Raw genomic sequence first — 16894 nt, 5'->3', positions numbered from 1 at the left:
CCGACGACAGCGGCAAGCGTGACCCACGTCCCTGTTCAGGTCGCTGCCGGGACGGTGAGCGTGGCGTGTGCGGCCCCCACCAGCTGTGCGCTGGTGGGGCCGGCCGCGCGCACGACGTGCTGCAGGCCCAGTGCCCGGGCCTGTTCGCTGAGGCGATCACTGGCCACCACGGCGGTCGCGTGCACCTGCACGCGCTGCTGCAATGCCGGCGGAAGCTGCTGCCAGAAATGCTGCAGCGCCTCGCCACTGCTCACGGCCAGCACCCACGGCTGTGCTGAATGCGCCAATCGAGCCAGCGCACGGGGCGGCAGGCGCAACAGGCGACGCTGGTAGACGTCGGCACGTTCGATCGTGGCGCCCGCCGCCTGCAGCTGCGCGGCAATCAGGCCACGCCCGCCGGGCGCGGTCACCAGGCCGATGCGCAGGCCCTGTACGTCGGCCAGCACCGGCAGCGCCAGCAGGCCTTCGCTGTCCATCCGCTGCGGCGCGTGCACCTCGGTGATGCCGTGTGCCTGCAATGCGCGCGCAGTGCCTTCGCCCACGGTCAGCCACGGGCTGCGCTGCGCTTCGGCCAGCGGCAGCAGGGACGCGGCTGCGGCAACGGCGGCCGGGCTGGTGAACACCACCCGATCGCAGTTCAGCGCGCGTTGCAGCTGGCGCAGCACGGGCGTGCCGTGCAGGCGCTGCAACCGCCACGGCGAAAGGGCCAGCACATGCCCGCCCAGCCCAGCAACGGCGCGGCGCAGCGCCGCATGCTGGCCCTGCGGGCGCAGCGAGATCAGGGTCCAGCGCGCGCCGGAACGGCTGGCGCCAGTGGGTATCGTATGGTCGACCATTGCCTGCATTATGCGGGCCCTTCGTTGTCGTGGTCGCTGCTCCGATGTCCGTTGATGCCCTGACTTCCTCGTTGGCCGCCCTGCAGGACGTGCTGGACTGCATGCCGGCGGTGCGCGCCATGCAGATCCAGCTCGATGGCTATGCCGACGGCGTGCTGCGCATCACCGCGCCGCTGGCTGCCAACGTCAACGACAAGGGCAACGCCTTCGGCGGCAGCCTGGCCTCGGTGCTGACCCTGTCCGGCTGGGCGCTGGTCAGCCTGCGCCTGCGCCTGGCCGGCCATGATGCGGAGGTCTATGTGGCCGACAGCAACCTGCGCTACCTGGCGCCGGTCTATGAAGACCTGCACGCCCACGCCGAAGCGGCCGAAGCCACCGGCTGGGATGCCTTCCTGAACACCTTCCGCCAGCGCCGCAAGGCCCGCATCAGCATCATCGCCACCCAGCCCGGTGCCGATGGCAAGCCCGCAGCCGAATTCAGCGGTCGCTTCGTTGCCTTCGCCAAAGGGTAGGATGGCAGGCTGACGTTCCGGGGAAACCACTGATGCGCCGCCTGATCCAGTTCCTGATCTGTTCCCTGCTGCTGGCCAGCGCCGTGGCCTCGGCCGACGACCTCAGCCGCAAGCAGCGCAAGCTGCTGGAAGAGACCCAGATCGCCTACGGGGCGACCATCCGCTGGGGCAGCATGGACGATGCCATCGGCTACCTCGACCCCAAGCTGCGCAAGGAAAAGCCGCCCACCGAGTTCGAGCTCAACCGTTACGCGCAGCTGCGCGTGTCGTCCTACCGCGAGCGCAGCAGCGCCTCGCTGGACGGTGGCCTGGTCGAGCGCCGGGTCGAAATCGGGGTGATCAACCAGAACACCCAGGCCGAGCGCACCGTGGTCGTGGTCGAGCGCTGGCGCTGGGACCCCGAGGCCAAGCGCTGGTGGCAGACCGCCGGCCTGCCGGACCTGTGGAAGGGGCAGTGACGGGCCGCGTCCGGCTTGTGCGACAATCGGCGCCCGCTTAATCGACCCGTGACCTGAGTGAATTACGAAGAGTTGCTGGCCTTTGCAGGCCGAAACCCGATGCTGTCCGCGGCCCTGGTCGGCCTGACCGTGGCCATCATCGTCACCGAGATCCGCCGCCTGTTCCGGGGCTTCAAGGGCATCAAGCCCGCCGAACTGACCCAGCTGATGAACGCGGGCGGCACGGTGGTGGTCGACCTGTCGGCCAGCGGTGACTTCGAGAAGGGCCACATCGCCGGCAGCCGCAACGCCCAGGCCAGTGCCTTCGGCCCGGAAAACAAGCTGGTGGCCAACGCCAGGCAGTCGCCGGTGGTGCTGGTCTGCCGCAGCGGCAACGCCTCGGAAACCGCCGCCAAGGCGCTGAAGAAGGCCGGCTTCGAGAAGGTCTACGTGCTCGACGGCGGCATTCCCGCCTGGCAGCAGGCCGAACTGCCGCTGGTCAAGGGCCGCAACTGATTGTCGCAGGTGGCGGATCCGGCCTTGTATGGGCCTGATCCCGCCCCCATCGCAGTAGTTCGACCATCGTTTTCATTGCATTCACCTGGAGTTACTGGAAATGTCCGAAGAGATCACCAACGGCGCCGCTGCGCCGGTCGATGCCGCCACCGGCCCCGCTTTCACCGTCGAGAAGATCTACGTCAAGGACGTCTCCTTCGAGTCGCCGAACGCCCCGACCATCTTCAACGACCAGGTGCAGCCGGAGCTGCAGCTGAACCTGAACCAGCAGGTGCAGCGCCTGGGTGAGAACGCCTTCGAAGTCGTGCTCGCCGTGACCCTGACCTGCCAGGCCGGTGAGCGCACCGCCTACGTGGCCGAAGTGAAGCAGGCCGGCGTGTTCGGCCTGGTCGGCCTGGACCCGCAGTCGATCGACGTGCTGCTCGGCACCCAGTGCCCAAACATCCTGTTCCCGTACGTGCGCCAGCTGATCAGCGACCTGATCCAGGCCGGCGGCTTCCCGCCGTTCTTCCTGCAGCCGATCAACTTCGAAGGCCTGTACGCAGAAACCCTGCGGCAGCGCCAGGAGCAGGGCGACGCACCGTCGCTGGCTGACTCCGAGCCGGCTGGCAACGCCTGATTCCTGCCGCGACGTCACGGATGAGCACTACCGCTGACAAGATCGCCGTGCTGGGCGCCGGTTCCTGGGGAACCGCGCTGGCCAGCCTGCTCGCACGGCACGGTCACCCGACCGTGCTGTGGGGGCGCGACGCTGCCGTGGTCGAGGCCATCGACCAGCGCCACGAGAACCCGCGCTACCTGCCGGGCATCCCGCTGCCGGACAGCCTGCGTGCCACCACCGACCTGGCGTCGGCCGTGGAGGGCGCGGCCTGGATCCTGGTGGTGACCCCGTCGCATGCGTTCGGCGAGACCGTGCGTGCGCTGGCGCCGCTGCGTCCGGCCGGTGCCGGCGTGGCCTGGGCCACCAAGGGCTTCGAACCCGGTTCGGGCCGCTTCCTGCATGAAGTGGCGCGCGAAGTGCTGGGTGAGGACGTGCCGCTGGCCGTCGTCACCGGGCCGTCGTTCGCCAAGGAAGTGACCCAGGGCCTGCCGACCGCGATCACCGTGCACGGCGACGTGCCCGAGTTCGCGCAGACGGTGGCCGAGGCGATGCATGGCCCGGCGTTCCGCGCCTACACCGGCGACGACATGGTCGGTGCCGAGCTGGGCGGCGCAATGAAGAACGTGCTGGCCGTGGCCACCGGCGTGGCCGATGGCATGCAGCTGGGCCTCAACGCCCGTGCCGGCCTGATCACCCGTGGCCTCAACGAGATGCTGCGCCTGGCCGCGGCGATCGGCGCCAAGCCGGAAACGCTGATGGGCCTGGCCGGACTCGGCGACCTGGTGCTGACCTGCACCGGCGACCTGTCGCGCAACCGCCGCCTGGGCCTGGCCCTGGGCCGCGGCCAGACGCTGCAGGATGCCGTGCGCGAAATCGGCCAGGTGGTCGAGTCGGTGCAGACCGCCGACGAGGTGATGCGCCAGGCGCGCCGCCATGGCATCGACCTGCCGATCTCCGACCGCGTGCGTGCCGTGCTGCACGGCGAGCAGACGCCGGAAGAAGGCCTGCGCGCATTGCTGGCGCGGGAACAGAAGCCGGAGTATCCGGACACGCTGTTCAAGTGAATCGAAAAACCCCGGCCACGTGCCGGGGTTTTTTCTGTGCGCGCCCCATCCACGCATGGCGTGGATCTACTGCCGAACCCGCTTCTGGTAGCTGCCAACCTTGGTTCGCGCCCGGCGGCAGCAATCACCGCGCCCGCGGTGGCGCGTTGCTGTTGTCCATGTCCGAGAAGATCAACCACGGCCCGTCGCCCACGCGCTTCAGCGTCAGCGTGAACTTGCCGGTGTCCCCTACGTTGTTGCCGTAGGTGTAGGCACCGATGATGTAGCCGACGTTCCCCTCCGCCGAGTACGCCAGGGCACGCAGCCGCAACGGGCTGCCACCCTGTCCGGCATACGCGCGTTCAATCGCATCGCGCCCGCGCACGGGGGGCTGGTTGCTCTGCAGGATGAAAGCGTCCTCGGCGAACAACCCGGCCAGCGCCTTGGCGTCACCCGCACGCCACGCCTGCTCGTAGTCGCGCAGCACGCGATCCAGCGGCGCGGGCAAGGCTGCATCGGGAAGCGGCTGTGCAGGCTTCGCGCCTTCAGCATCGTGGGCGATGGCCGGCGATGCCAGCAGCAGGGCACTGCAGAAGATCATGGCGAGTCGTGCACGGCGCATGCGTCCGCCTCCAGGCGATGACGGGAAGGTGCGAACGCATCCTAGCGCGCTGCTGGTTAGAATCACGCAGGCGCCCGCGCGGCGGCAAGCACCGCAGATCAGACAAGGACACGGAATGAAGATTCGAATCACAGGGATGGCACTGACGGTCGCACTGCTGGCCGCCTGCGGGCAGGCACCGGCACCCGATGCAGCACCGGCCGCACCGGCACCGACCACCGAAGCACCGGCGGCCACGGCGACGGTGGTCGAAAAGGAACCGTCCATCGAAGACGGTGTGGACCCCTCGGTGTGGGACAACGAAGGCGAACCGGAAGACCCGACTGCCGGCGGCGAACTCACCTGCGCAGACAACCCGCTGGCGACCCATTTCTTCACCCTTGTGGGCGGCAACACTGTGGATGACTGCGGCCGCAAGGACCCGAAGGTGCTGGCCGCGTTCAACGCCCTGATGAAGAACACGGCGGCGGCCGAATCTGCCGACAAGGACATCCCGTCGCTGCGCGAACGCCTGTTGAGCGGGCCCAGCGGGCCTGGCGAACTGGTGGTGCTGCAGGGCGAGCCGTGGTGGTTCTACACCGCCTGCCAGGCCCACGACTGCCCTGGCACCGCGTTGGCGATGCTGTACTCGCCCGATCAGTCGAAGATGGTCGGCCGTCTTACCGCGCGCTGCCGTGTGTGGTGGCTGGGCGAACCCACGGCGGAACAACGTGAGCAGATCGAACAGCGCCAGCCACTGCAGGATGCCGCCTTGAAGGAAGACAGCGCGCTCTGCGAGTGATGTGGCGCTGGCATCACCCGTCTGGCCGCATGCGCGCGCTGGCCTGTGCGTTCATGGCCAGGCACGCCATGATCAGCCCTTCCATCACCCGGTCGCCCACGTACTCGGCCTCCGTGCCGTTCTGGCGCACGCGTTCGGCCGCCAGCAGCGGCTCCAGCGTCACGCGCTGGCTTGCCAGTGCGCAGTCCGCATCGGCCAGCGCCATGCAGCGTCCCGGCATCTGGTGACGCTCCGGCCAGGGCTGGCCGTCGGCGGCCGCGCCTTTGCCGATGCGATGAAGCGTGGCGATGAAGGCATTCGGATCGGCCGCAGGCGCGCGTTCTGACGGCTCACCGGGTTTGGCGGGTGAGTGATGCGGATGCAGGCGAGGGAAGTCCGGAGTGGTCATGGCAGTGCTCCGTGCAGGACAGACGGTAGCCGCCACGCAAAGGTGGCGGGCGGAGACGTGGCTCGAAAACCGGGAGATCACGAACAAGACCGGCAGGCGCAAGGCCTCCACGCTCCGCCCGCCATAGCCGGCAGACGGAATGCCAGCCGGCGCCACGCGGGATGACGCCGGCTGGCAAGCGCAAACAACGTTCGTGATCTAACGGGTTTTCGAGGCCCGGCCACCCATTTTCCGGTGGCCCGCCATCTGTACGCGGGTCGCTGCGCAGTGCCAATCAGAACAGTTGCATTCCACGCTGAAACAAAGACGCTTTCGGCATTTTGGCACGCTGTTAAGCTGCCGCAGATGTAGGCGGCGCAACGGCCGTAGCGGCATGGGGAATATGCGACATGGGTCGAAGTTGATGACGTGGCGTACAGGTGCCGCACCAAGCCGATGACGACAGAGCAGGGCCGAGAACGGCGTCAAACAACGACAGTGTCAGACCGCCGTCCAGTCGATGACGAGAGGCGAGGAGACCTTCCCCGAATCGACATCCGAGCAGTCGGAGTGGTCTCCCAGGAACAGGAATCGATTGCCGCCCGTCACTTCAAAGAGGCGGCTTCCAGTTTCGGCGTACTCGGCCGGTGGCAGGATGGATGAAACCTGCATGGAGCTGAGTCCCGCGGTCTGCATCAGCCTGGCAGCATCCTCGGGCGAGATCAGCTGAGGATCGCTTGGCGTGCCGTAGGCCCAGCCGCAGTAGCCATTGTGGACATAGTAGTGCGACATGTTTCACCGTGAGCCTGGGCGCGGAGCCGAGGCAACACACTAGCGCGATCTACTTGCTCGCGCGCCGCGCGCCCTTCTCGTCTTCGTCCTTTGCATCCCCACGGCTCTGCGCGAACTCCGGGAACGTCTTCGCGATCGAATCCTTGTCCGGCAGGATGTAGAACACGCCGCCCTTCTCGAACGTGGATTGCACGATCTGCTCGTAGAACGCAGGCGAGACGTTGATGCAGCCGTGGGTGACGCGGTTGTCGTCCGGCGTCGGCGTCGCCAGTCGCTCGGCGCGCTTTTCCTTCGGGCTGCCCGGAGGCAGCGGATGCATCGACACGGCGGAATCGTAGTCCACCCACAGCACGCGCCCGGCATCGTCGGAAGGGCCGTAACCACCGATGAAGCGGCCCGCTGGCGTGGTGCGGTCGTGGCCGGGAATCGCGCTGAGTGCGAGCTTGGCGACGCCGGGTGCGGAGTGATCGCCGATGGCCGAACCGAACAGCGCCGGTGCTGCACCGCGCAGCTTGCCGTCGCCGCTGAAGACCAGAACCTGGGCGGCCGCCTTGTCCATGATCGCGAACGGATAGCCCTGGTTGTCCTTGCTGGCGACGACCCAGCCAGCCAGCTCGATCACCGTCTCGGACACGCTCTGGTCGGGCGGAAGTTCATCAACGGCGGCCACCGGTGGTGCAGGTGCGTCCTTGTCCCTGGCGTTGGCTACGCCGCTGCACGCAACGGCCAGTGCCATGGCCAGTGCGGCATGGAGGGCGCGGCGCGCAGGGGAGGAGGAAGTACGAATGGGACGGCTCCTTGCAATGCAATCGTGGGTGGAAGGATGCCAGTGGCCGGCGAAGGCCACTGGGTCCCGATACACCCGATACAGAAGTGGATCAATTCAAACGGTGAGGGAGCGATTACCCGCGCGGCTTGCGGCCGGCAGGTGCCCTTTCAAGCTGCTGCACGCGACCTTCGATCTGGTCCAGACGCTGGTTGGCCTGCTGTGCCGACTGGTTGGCGGACTCCGCGCTCTGCGCAGCACCCTGCACCTTGACGTCGAGCTGATCGAGACGCGAGTTGATGGTTGCAAACTCGTTCTTGTAAGAGGCGCAGGCGCCAAGGCTCACGGTAGCGATGAGCGCTACAGCAAGTGCGCGGGCCGTCTTCATGTGTTGCGGGTTCAGGTTCATTGCACTCCCTCCTTCGTCTGGGGAAGCTGGAATATAGCGGCGTTTGTTCCCGCTGCTACCAAGCGCTTTCAGCTGGAATTTGAATACGTGGATGCACTGTGAAGCCCGCTTCTGACCCTGCATTAACAAGCGGGATCAGGCGAGCTGATCTGCGTCGGCGGAGCGCCTTGCGCCTGTTCAAGATCGCCAATTCATCAGTATGAAGCCGCTGTCACGGCAACTGCTTTTCGACGCCATCTACAGCGGTGCAGGCAGGCTTCCATCCACTCGCCTCGAACACGCTCGCGGCGGTGTCGGGGCGCACATCCAGCAGCGTGGCGATGGCCCTGGTCCTGTCTGGCGCGCGGGAAACATAGTCGCGGGCGATGCGGTAGCCGACCCAGTATCCGAGATCTCCGCGTCGTGCTTCATCGCCGGGGCCGTTGTACAGCCACTCCGAAAGATCGGTGCCTGCACTGTCCTGTACGAACGCGCGCTCCAGCGCACATTCGCGGCCTTGCGTCCAACGATGCAGATGCGCGTTGGCCGGTTGCCCCGAGATCAGTTCGCCCACGTACTCGGCGCCGCCTTCAAGCAACGTCTGATAGAGCAGGGTGGGCTGCATGACATCGACGCTCGCACCGGGCTGTTGCACGTGCACGTACTCATGGGCGATCAGGTGCACGAAACGATCGCCGACATCGGGCTGCATCCAGTCGGCGTTGCACAGTGCTTCCAGTCCGATCACCACACCATCCTTGGTGGTGACGCCGCCGCTGTTGCCCCGCCCGACCAGTACGGTGACCGGAGGAAAACGTGCGGAGGGGAGCAGCGTGCCCAACCGATCGAGTGCGTCGGCAACCCGCGCGCGGATCGCCGGCAATGCCGCTGCACAGGTCCGCGCCCTGGCGAACAATGCCGGCTTCTCCTGGATGGTCCTGGCCAAACGCTCCATTGAACCGATGCGGCTATCGGTGAAGCTGCGCAATGCATCCGTGCCGGTGTCCAGATAGCCGCGCTGCAGATCTTCGGCACTCGGTTTTCCTCCACTGGCATCCAGCACGCTGAAGAATCGCGTGACATCGTCTGTCTGAACCACGATGCGCGCAGAAGGTTGGGCGCGCTCGGCGGCGCTGGCTGGCAGCTGCATCATCGGCAGGACGACCAGCAGCACCCGCACTGCGCGGCGCGCATGGGGCGGAAACAGCAGTGACGCGGCGAACGCGTGCGGCATGTGGAGTTCCCTGAACGCCAGCCTTATTTATACACCAGTCAGTTCAATATTCAGGGTTGATTAGACCCCCTAACGGATAATTCACACCTGTCGACCGCCTCCTCTCTCTCCCCCTCCCGGGAGGCGGCCGACGAAACCAAAATAATTAAAGGTGTGTCCCGATGAACAAGAATTCGCTGCTCGCCCTGGGTCTTCTGGCTGCTCTGCCGTTCGCTGCATCGGCAACCGACGGCCTGTCGTACAACTACGTTGAAGGCGGCTACGTGAACACCGATGCCAAGGGCGGCGACGCCGATGGCTGGAAGGTGAAGGGTTCCGTGGCGGTGCACCCGAACTTCCACATCTTCGGCGACTACAGCGCGCAGGAGACCGACAAGTTCAAGAATGACGTCGACCAGTGGCGCATCGGTGCCGGCTACAACTACGGCATCGCACCGAACACCGACCTGGTGGCCCGCGTCGCGTACCAGAAGTTCGACATGAAGCACGGCCTCGACTTCAACGGCTACTCGACCGAAGTCGGCGTGCGCACCGCGTTCAACCCGTACGTGGAAGGCTACGTGATGGCCGGCTACGAGGACTACACCAAGAAGCACGGCATCAACCCGGACGGCGAGTTCTACGGCCGCGTCGGCGCCACCGCCAAGTTCAACCAGAACTGGGGCCTGAGTGGCGAAGTGAAGCTGGCCAAGGCCGGCGACCGCGAGTGGTTCGTGGGCCCGCGCTTCACCTGGTAACAAACGCCTGTCGTTAGTGCGTGTTGTGCTGGCGTGTGACTCTCTCTCTCTCTCCCACACGCCAACCGAAGCCCGGCCTCGCGCCGGGCTTCACTTTTATGGGCCGCGTGGCGCGACAATGCGGCATGCGCGACCCTTCCTCTCTCGCAGGTACCGGCACGGCCTACCAGGAGCATCTGGCACCTGCCCCGCTGCGTGGCCGCTTCGGCCAGCTGTGGCAGAGCCAGCTTCCTGACGATGCTGATGGGCACATCACCGTGCTGCCCGATGGCTGCGTGGATATCCTCTGGCGCGACGGTGCGCTGTTCGTCGTCGGCCCTGACCGGGTAGCCGCACATCCGATGCTGGCACCGGGCGCGCAGGTGCTGGGTGCGCGCTTCCGGCCAGGGCAGGCGCTGGCCGCGCTGGGCCTGCCGTTGGCCGAGATCATCGGCCAGGCGGTGCCGTTGGCTGATCTCAAGGGTCGATGGGCGGTAGAGGCCGCGGCTTCCATCGGCGACACCGCGCCTGCGCAGCGCCTGCAGCGGATGGCGCACTGCCTGCAGTCGCACCTCGGGGGCGCGGCGCCCGACAGCCGGTCACAGCGGGCGCACGTCCTGTTCCAGGCGCTTGCCAGCGGGCATGCCACGCTGGATGAGCTCGCGGCACGCCTGAGCCTGAGCCCGCGCAGCCTGCGGCGCTTCAGCCAGTCGCAGTTCGGCTACGGGGCCAAGACGCTGGAGCGGATCCTGCGCTTGCAACGCTTCCTGCGGCACAGCCGCGCGCTGCCGCAGCACTCGTTGGCAATGCTGGCCGCCGATGCCGGCTATGCCGACCAGGCCCATCTCAGCCGTGAGGCGCGAGAGCTTGCCAGCATGACCGCACGGCAGCTCCGCGTGGAATGGGGGCGATGATGGCCGTTTCGTTCAAGACCGGCGTGCCGCGCTGACCGAAGCTGGGGTTCCAACCACGGAGCCACCCCATGAGCCATGCCGCTACCCACGATGCCGAACGCTGCATCGACAACATCGAATTCAACGTCGCCGACATCGCCCGCAGCAAACGCTTCTACGGCGAGGTGTTTGGCTGGAACTTCACCGACTATGGCCCGGCCTACACCGAGTTCGACGATGGCCGCCTGAAAGGTGGCTTCGTGGCCGACGCACCGGTGCGCGCGCACGGCGGTCCGCTGGTGATCCTGTACTGCGCGGACCTGGCTGGTGCACAGCAGCGCGTGGTTGCCGCCGGTGGCGAGGTGGTGCAGGCGGTGTTCGCCTTCCCCGGTGGCCGCCGCTTCCATTTCCGCGATCTGGATGGCTATGAGCTGGCGGTCTGGAGTGACGTGGACTGAGGTCTTCCGACCTTTATCGGTGGACGGAACGAGAACCGCTCCGTCCCCGGTCAGGCGGTTCCGCTATGATCGCCGGCACATCGCCGTCGGCGATGCACCCGTCTGAAGCCAGCAGGAACTGCCGTGAATTCCCAGCCCGCACCGATCACCGCCCTCAATCACACGCTCGACAACGAGCCGCAGCAGATCACTGCGCCGCTCACCCATTCGGCGGCGTTCCTGGTGCTGAAGGTGAAGGATGACGAGGCGTCGATCGCCAAGGCGCGCGAGGTGCTGGCCAGCACCGATGATCTGATCAAGAACACCGCCATCCGTGAGATCGAGCGCACTTTCACCTGCAACGTGGCCATCGGCCACCGCGTGTGGCAGCCGCTGGTGGGCACCACGCCGCCGCGTGAGCTGCAGCCGTTCCGCGAGATCAAGGGCGCGACCCACACGGCCGTGTCCACACCGGGTGACCTGCTGTACCACATCCGTGCGCGCACCATGGACCTGATCGTGGCGTTCGAGCGCAACCTGCTGATGGCGTTCGGCGATGCGGTGGAAACGGTCGATGACGTGGCCGGCTTCCGCTATTTCGATGGCCGCGACCTGCTCGATTTCGTCGACGGCACCGCCAACCCGGAAGGGCTGTCGCTGCCGGAAGCCACCATCGTGGGCGAGGAAGACCCGGAGCATGCCGGTGGCAGCTACGTGGTGGTGCAGAAGTACCTGCACAATCTTGATGCCTGGCGCGCTCAGAAGACCGAGGCGCAGGAAGCGATCATCGGCCGCACCAAGCACGACAACATCGAGCTGGATGATGCGCCGGCCGATGCGCAGAAATCGCACAAGACGCTGTGCACCATCGAGGATGCCGACGGCGAGCACGAGATCCTGCGCGACAACATGCCGTTCGCCAACCCGGGCCGTGGCGAGTACGGCACCTACTTCATCGGCTACACGCGCCGCCTGTGGGTGATCGAGACGATGCTCGAGCGCATGTTCATCGGCAATCCCGCGCCGCTGCATGACCGCATCCTCGATTTCTCCACCGCCACCACCGGCGTGACCTTCTTCGCGCCCTCGCGCAAGGTGCTGGCCGACCTGGCCGAGTGATCGCGCCCGGCCTGGACCCTCCCCGCCGCCATCTGCCTGTCATCTATGGCGCCGACCATGGCGCGCTGGATGGGAGTGCAGGAGGCAGGCGATGGTCATGGCAGGGAACAGGACCGGCATGCGCCGCTGGTGGCGGCCACTGGCCGCGTTGTTCGGTGCGTTGGCACTGGGGAGTGCCAGCGTTTCCGCGCAGGAAGCTCCTGCGCACTGGATGGCCTACGCCGCCGCCGTGGGGGGGCAGCTGCAGCAGCGCCTGCAGCAGGAGCAGGACCCGCAGGCGCAGCGTGTACTGGAATGGCTGCAGGCACACCCGGACACGCCCACGCCGCTGCCGGTGAGCGTGTGGATCGCGGCGGATGGCCGTATCTCGAAACTGGAATTCGACAGCCTGGGTGACGCCCGGGTCGACGCCGACCTGCGCGCGACGCTGCAGGCCGCGCCGTTGCAGGCGGCGCCGCCGGCCGACATGCGCCAGCCGATGCGGCTGGGCCTGGTACTGGAGCCGAAGTAGATCCACTCGATGCGTGGATACGCCTGGTCGTCAGGCGCGCGCCAACCAAGGTTGGCGACTACCGTAGCCCCCAGCCACGCATGGCGTGGCTCTACTGTGGATGGCCAGCGCACAGCCCGGCCATCCGCATCAACGCACGGGTGCACCCCGCGGCTCGCGCGCGGCTGCGCTCCATGCGCGCAGGCCGAACACGGCCAGGCCGAGGAAGAATACGTACAGCGCGGCGGTCACGTGCAGCGACTTGAACAGGTACGCACCCACGTACACCACGTCCACTGCGATCCACACCCACCAGCAGGCCACGTGGCGACGTGCCTGCCACCATTGCCCGACCAGGCTCAGACCGGTCAGCATCGCATCCAACCACGGCAGGGCAGCGTCGGTGAAGCTGTGCATGGCCGCGCCCAGCGCCACGCCACCGCACACGCCGATGGCCAGATCGCGCAGCAGCTTGCCGCGCGCCAATGGCACGATGCGGATGCTGCCCTCATCGGCGGCATGCTGCCGCCAGTTGATCCAGCCATAGACCAGGAAGCCGCCGAAGATCACCTGCAACAGCGTGTCCGAGTACAGCTTGGCCTCGGCGAACACCAGCCCGTACAGCGTCACCGACAGCAGGCCCACTGGCCATGCAGACAACCGGCGCCGGGCCATCAGCCAGACGCCGAGGATGCTGCACAGCGCGGCGGTCCACTCGAGCATCACGCCGCTCACAGCGCGAACGTCACCGACAGGCGGGCCTGTCGCGGTGCGCCGGGGAACAGGTAGTAATCACCGCCGCTGCTGCCGGTGTCGCGCCAGTAGAAGCGGTTGAACAGGTTGTCCACCGACAGGTTCCAGGTCACCGCGCGTTCGTGCAGGCGATGCTGGAAGCGCAGGCCGGCATCGAACACCGAGTAGTCCGGTGCGCGCACGCCACCGTCGGCGCGTGCCACATTGGCACTGGCATAGCGCCAGCCGCCGGTCACGTCCAGGCCCTGCACGAACGGCAGCGCGTAGGCCACATGCACGCTGGCGCGCACCTTCGGCACGTTCACCAGCTGATGGCCTTCATAGGCCGGGGTGCCGGTGTCGCGCGCGCGCGCCTGCAGCACGCTGGCGCTGGCCACGATCTGCAGCGCGTCGGTCAGCTGCCCGTTGGCGGTCAGCTCCAGGCCGGTGTGGGTCTGCGTGCCTTCCTCGACGAAGGTGTAGCCGACGTCGCTGCTGTCCGGCTTGGCGTACTGGTACGGCTGCGAGATGCGGAACACGGCCGCACCCAGCGTCAGCGCCTCCACCGGCACGTACTTCACGCCCACTTCCAGCTGCCGCGATTGCACCGACGGCAGGAAGGTGTCGGCGTTGCTGGTCCAGAACGGCGCTTCCTGGCCCAGCGAAATGCCGCGCACATAGCTGGCGTAGGCGTTGAGCTGGTCGGTGGCCTTCCACACCACGGCGGTCTGCGGCAGGAAGCGCGACAGGCGGCTGTGCCGCTGTGGGATGCCCCGCTTGTCGTAGGCGCGTTCGTCCAGGCGCACGAAGCGGCCACCGGCCAGCCACTGCCAGTCATCACCGAAGCTCATGCGGTCCAGTGCGAAGAACGCGGTCTGGCGGCTGTCCAGGCGCCGTGCGGAGGGGCCCGGCATCTTCGGCGACGGCTGGAACACCGGCACCTGTGCGTCGTGGATGTTGCTGGTGCCGACGTACTCGTTGACGCTCGGACGCTTGTCCACGGTGCGGCGGAAGTAGTCGGCACCGAGGGTCAGCTGGTGGCCGACGTTGCCGGTCTCGAAGCGGCCGCGCAGCTCGGCACGGGCCTGCTGGTTGCGGCGCGTGTCGTCCGGGCTGCGGTAGTCGTAGACGTCGTAGTCGCCGTTGGGTGCGAAGTAGTTGCCCGGCACGCTGCCGTCGGCGCACTGCGCGGCGTAGTAGCAACCGTAGGCGAAGGCGACGTTGTCATCGATCACCGAGCGGCTGTGGCCGACCGAGACGCGCGATTGCCAGGCATCGTTGAAGTCGTAGGTGTGCAGCGCGGTGATGTTGGTGCTGGCGATATCCACCGGGCGCTGCCACGGCTGGTAGCCGAGCAGGTGCTCGCGGTCGACGCCGCGCGGCAGGTCACGCGCGCCCAGCAGCTGGTAGCCGGACACCGAGCGCTGCGAGCTGGTCTGGTAGTTGGCATCCACTTCCAGCTTGCCGCGCTCGCCGATCAGCCAGTCGGCGGCCAGCGAGTAGAAGTTGCGGCGGCCATCGGCGTGCTCGACGTAGGAATTGCTGGAATCCCATGCGGCATTCAGGCGCAGGCCGAAGCGCGGGGTGATCCAGTGGCCGACATCGACGGCGACGTAGCGCGAGCGTTCCGAATCGGTGCCGAGCGTGGCGGTGCGCACTTCCGCCGGGCGCTTGCCGATGTAGTTGATGATCCCGCCCGGCGCCATCACGCCTGCCGCCAGGCCGGCTTCACCCTTGAGGATCTCCACCGACTGCACGTTCTCCAGCGCCAGGCGTTGCTCGCCGGCGATGGACAGCCCGTTGAAGCGGTAGCCGGTGGCGGCGTCCAGCGCGAAGCCGCGGATGGCGATGTTCTGGTAGTAGCCCACCGGTGCATAGGCATCCCCCAGCGAGGCATCGTTGCTGGCCAGCTCGGACAGCGAACGCACCTGGCGGCGGTCGAGGTAATCGCGCTCGAGCACGTTCACCGAGGCCGGCGTGTCCTTCCAGCTTCCACCACCGAAGGCGTTCACGCGAGAGGTATCGGCCTTCGGTTTGCCAGCCTCCACGCGCACCGCCGCCAGTTCGGTCGGCGAACGATCGGCGCCGGTGGCAGCCGCATCGGGAGCAGCGTCAGCCTCGCTGGCATGCAGCGGCAGCGCGGCGCAGAGGGCGAGGGAGAGCAGGGTGGGGCGCAGGCAGCGGTTCATTCGGTTCGTCTTCGGACAACAAGGGAGACGAAGCGACGGCGCGCAGGTGCACCGGCCCATGACGGGGGTGTGGCTGCGGCTCAAAGCTCCCTACGCCGGTGCAAACCGGATCAGGTTCCAAGGGACTCTCTCAGCCTGGCAGATCCAGGCACCCCCGCTTCAGGTGACCATTTCACTACAAATGGTACGGATTTGCGAGCCGGTGCCCTTCAGGCGGCGGGGCGGTGCGGCGTCAGATCCCTTTCCGAAGGAAGGGGATCTGACCCCGACGGTGTACCAACCGGGTCACGCCGCCGCGTGCAGGGCCTGCAGTAGCGCCTGCCCTGGCCCGGTGCGGAACCATGCCGGGTGCCCCAGCATGAAGGGCTGCCAGGCCACGTCGGCATTCGCGGTCGAGCCGGTGATGCCTTCGAAGTACTCCACTTCGGACAGTGCGAAGTCGAAATGCACCATCGGCAGCAGGTCGGCCAGCAGATGCACGCGTGCTGCCGACAAGGGCAGCACCTCACGGTAGCCGTCGAGCAACGCCAGTGCGATGTCGATGCGCACCGCCTCCATCCCGCGCTCCAGTTCCAGCCACGCCACTGCGTTGCGCTCGATCGCGGTGGCGAGGTCGAACAAGGCGCTGGTGGGTGAAGCCAGGCCGAAATCCAGCACGGTGCTGACCTGCCCGTCGCGCCACAGCAGGTTGGAAACATGCCAATCGTTGTGCGCCCACAGCCGTGGCTCGTCGCGCAGGCGCTCGGCGAGCCCGGCGTGCCACGGCAGCACGTCGCGCTGCAGCTGCGCTTCCCATGGAATGCGCGCGAGATAGCGGGCCAGCCCGGGGCGCTCGTGCAGCTCCGCCTTGATCGCCGCGAGCGGATCGTCGGTACGGATCAGATCATCGCGCGCGACAAGCAGATGGGTGCTGCGCTGGGGCGCGTGGTAGCTGGCGGCGGCACGGTGCAGCTGGGCCAGCATGCGGCCCGCCTCGCGGGCCTGTGCGACATCGGTCAGCAACGACCACGACACCGCGTCGCGGTACAGGTCTTCGCCCACGCCGACATCGTGCAGTTCAAACGTCCATTCGCCATGTTCGATCGCGGTGCGGCCATCGGTGGCCGGCAGCACCTGCACCACCGGTACGCCGGCGGCGGCGAGATGGGCGATGAAATGGTGTTCTTCTTCCAGGCAGGCCGCGCTGCGCACACTGTGGTGGTGGCGCTTGATGAATACCGCGCCGCGCGTGCCGTCGACAATGGCGGCGGCCGACAGCGGCCGCGGGCTGTGCCAGCGCGGTTGGCTGTGCCCGCCCAGCTGCGGGTAACGCGCACTCAGCCACGCGATGTCCGCCGCGCTGATCGGCGGCCAGTCGGCAGCGACCTCGTCGTTGTTGAGGCCCTGCACGCGGTGGGAGGAAGACGTCATGCCGCAGTCCGAT

General features: G+C 67.2%; 21 protein-coding genes and 1 riboswitch. Of the genes, 11 read left to right on the top strand and 10 right to left on the bottom strand.

Annotated features, from left to right (window positions below; genetic code table 11):
- Positions 1 to 35 precede the first annotated feature (35 nt).
- Entirely contained in the window at positions 36 to 845 is an 810-nt protein-coding gene (locus tag DFO63_RS16095) for a uroporphyrinogen-III synthase (RefSeq protein ID WP_119007355.1), read from the bottom strand.
- Positions 846 to 880: 35 nt separating this feature from the next.
- On the opposite strand from DFO63_RS16095, the gene DFO63_RS16090 reads away from it, so the two are divergent.
- The 5 genes from DFO63_RS16090 to DFO63_RS16070 all read left to right on the top strand — a co-directional run bounded on the left by DFO63_RS16090 (position 881) and on the right by DFO63_RS16070 (position 3966).
- Entirely contained in the window at positions 881 to 1348 is a 468-nt protein-coding gene (locus DFO63_RS16090) for a YiiD C-terminal domain-containing protein (protein ID WP_005407593.1), read from the top strand.
- A 32-nt stretch (positions 1349 to 1380) separates the two neighbouring features.
- Complete coding sequence (locus DFO63_RS16085; RefSeq protein ID WP_014035526.1) at positions 1381 to 1806, top strand: hypothetical protein; 426 nt, start codon at positions 1381 to 1383, stop codon at positions 1804 to 1806.
- A 57-nt stretch (positions 1807 to 1863) separates the two neighbouring features.
- The gene (locus DFO63_RS16080) at positions 1864 to 2301 is read left to right on the top strand and encodes a rhodanese-like domain-containing protein (protein ID WP_014035527.1); all 438 of its coding nucleotides are present in this window, start codon (positions 1864 to 1866) and stop codon (positions 2299 to 2301) included.
- Between the two features lie 100 nt (positions 2302 to 2401).
- Positions 2402 to 2920: a protein-export chaperone SecB gene (gene secB, locus DFO63_RS16075; RefSeq protein WP_005407596.1), complete on the top strand. Its 519-nt coding sequence runs from the start codon at positions 2402 to 2404 to the stop codon at positions 2918 to 2920.
- Positions 2921 to 2940: 20 nt separating this feature from the next.
- Positions 2941 to 3966 (top strand): NAD(P)H-dependent glycerol-3-phosphate dehydrogenase, encoded by a 1026-nt coding sequence (locus tag DFO63_RS16070; RefSeq protein WP_005407597.1) that lies wholly within the window; start codon positions 2941 to 2943, stop codon positions 3964 to 3966.
- A gap of 124 nt (positions 3967 to 4090) precedes the next feature.
- Here the strand turns inward: DFO63_RS16070 and DFO63_RS16065 are convergent, their stop codons facing one another.
- A complete protein-coding gene (locus tag DFO63_RS16065; RefSeq protein ID WP_119007404.1) occupies positions 4091 to 4546 on the bottom strand; it encodes a nuclear transport factor 2 family protein in 456 nt (151 codons plus the stop codon).
- Between the two features lie 136 nt (positions 4547 to 4682).
- Between DFO63_RS16065 and DFO63_RS16060 the strand changes: the two genes are divergently transcribed.
- Positions 4683 to 5348 (top strand): Ivy family c-type lysozyme inhibitor, encoded by a 666-nt coding sequence (locus DFO63_RS16060; RefSeq protein WP_119007354.1) that lies wholly within the window; start codon positions 4683 to 4685, stop codon positions 5346 to 5348.
- Positions 5349 to 5361: 13 nt separating this feature from the next.
- Here DFO63_RS16060 and DFO63_RS16055 read toward each other — a convergent pair whose 3' ends face one another.
- The 5 genes from DFO63_RS16055 to DFO63_RS16035 all read right to left on the bottom strand — a co-directional run bounded on the left by DFO63_RS16055 (position 5362) and on the right by DFO63_RS16035 (position 8895).
- A complete protein-coding gene (locus tag DFO63_RS16055; RefSeq protein ID WP_119007353.1) occupies positions 5362 to 5736 on the bottom strand; it encodes a hypothetical protein in 375 nt (124 codons plus the stop codon).
- A gap of 480 nt (positions 5737 to 6216) precedes the next feature.
- Positions 6217 to 6507, bottom strand: a complete 291-nt coding sequence (locus DFO63_RS16050) for a hypothetical protein (protein WP_101764683.1) — start codon at positions 6505 to 6507, stop codon at positions 6217 to 6219.
- A 49-nt stretch (positions 6508 to 6556) separates the two neighbouring features.
- Positions 6557 to 7243, bottom strand: coding sequence for a L,D-transpeptidase (locus DFO63_RS16045; protein WP_119007352.1), 687 nt, complete (start codon positions 7241 to 7243; stop codon positions 6557 to 6559).
- A 166-nt stretch (positions 7244 to 7409) separates the two neighbouring features.
- Complete coding sequence (locus DFO63_RS16040) at positions 7410 to 7682, bottom strand: hypothetical protein (protein ID WP_010487149.1); 273 nt, start codon at positions 7680 to 7682, stop codon at positions 7410 to 7412.
- 211 nt (positions 7683 to 7893) lie between these two features.
- Positions 7894 to 8895, bottom strand: a complete 1002-nt coding sequence (locus tag DFO63_RS16035; protein WP_119007351.1) for a DUF2268 domain-containing putative Zn-dependent protease — start codon at positions 8893 to 8895, stop codon at positions 7894 to 7896.
- A 161-nt stretch (positions 8896 to 9056) separates the two neighbouring features.
- Here DFO63_RS16035 and DFO63_RS16030 point away from each other — a divergent pair, with 161 nt between their 5' ends.
- The 5 genes from DFO63_RS16030 to DFO63_RS16010 all read left to right on the top strand — a co-directional run bounded on the left by DFO63_RS16030 (position 9057) and on the right by DFO63_RS16010 (position 12571).
- On the top strand, positions 9057 to 9632 hold the full coding sequence (locus tag DFO63_RS16030) for an Ax21 family protein (RefSeq protein WP_005411880.1): 576 nt from the start codon (positions 9057 to 9059) through the stop codon (positions 9630 to 9632).
- 125 nt (positions 9633 to 9757) lie between these two features.
- On the top strand, positions 9758 to 10525 hold the full coding sequence (locus tag DFO63_RS16025; RefSeq protein WP_101764685.1) for a DUF6597 domain-containing transcriptional factor: 768 nt from the start codon (positions 9758 to 9760) through the stop codon (positions 10523 to 10525).
- Between the two features lie 68 nt (positions 10526 to 10593).
- Positions 10594 to 10962 (top strand): VOC family protein, encoded by a 369-nt coding sequence (locus tag DFO63_RS16020; protein ID WP_119007350.1) that lies wholly within the window; start codon positions 10594 to 10596, stop codon positions 10960 to 10962.
- A 123-nt stretch (positions 10963 to 11085) separates the two neighbouring features.
- Positions 11086 to 12060: a Dyp-type peroxidase gene (locus tag DFO63_RS16015; protein WP_101764687.1), complete on the top strand. Its 975-nt coding sequence runs from the start codon at positions 11086 to 11088 to the stop codon at positions 12058 to 12060.
- Positions 12061 to 12151: 91 nt separating this feature from the next.
- A complete protein-coding gene (locus DFO63_RS16010; RefSeq protein ID WP_119007349.1) occupies positions 12152 to 12571 on the top strand; it encodes a hypothetical protein in 420 nt (139 codons plus the stop codon).
- Positions 12572 to 12700: 129 nt separating this feature from the next.
- On the opposite strand, the gene pnuC is transcribed toward DFO63_RS16010, so the two are convergent.
- From pnuC to DFO63_RS15995, 3 genes are all read right to left on the bottom strand, one after another.
- A complete protein-coding gene (gene pnuC / locus DFO63_RS16005) occupies positions 12701 to 13273 on the bottom strand; it encodes a nicotinamide riboside transporter PnuC (protein WP_101766364.1) in 573 nt (190 codons plus the stop codon).
- An 8-nt stretch (positions 13274 to 13281) separates the two neighbouring features.
- Positions 13282 to 15471 carry a TonB-dependent siderophore receptor gene (locus DFO63_RS16000; RefSeq protein ID WP_119007348.1) on the bottom strand — a complete coding sequence of 730 codons (2190 nt, stop codon included), beginning with the start codon at positions 15469 to 15471 and terminating at the stop codon, positions 13282 to 13284.
- 70 nt (positions 15472 to 15541) lie between these two features.
- Positions 15542 to 15637, bottom strand: a riboswitch (TPP riboswitch).
- Positions 15638 to 15756: 119 nt separating this feature from the next.
- Positions 15757 to 16881, bottom strand: coding sequence for a phosphotransferase (locus tag DFO63_RS15995; protein WP_119007347.1), 1125 nt, complete (start codon positions 16879 to 16881; stop codon positions 15757 to 15759).
- Positions 16882 to 16894: the final 13 nt, after the last annotated feature.

Origin of the sequence: Stenotrophomonas sp. AG209 (assembly GCF_003550055.1) — a bacterium.
Classification (GTDB): domain Bacteria; phylum Pseudomonadota; class Gammaproteobacteria; order Xanthomonadales; family Xanthomonadaceae; genus Stenotrophomonas.
This window is presented reverse-complemented; position numbering and strand designations above follow the sequence as displayed.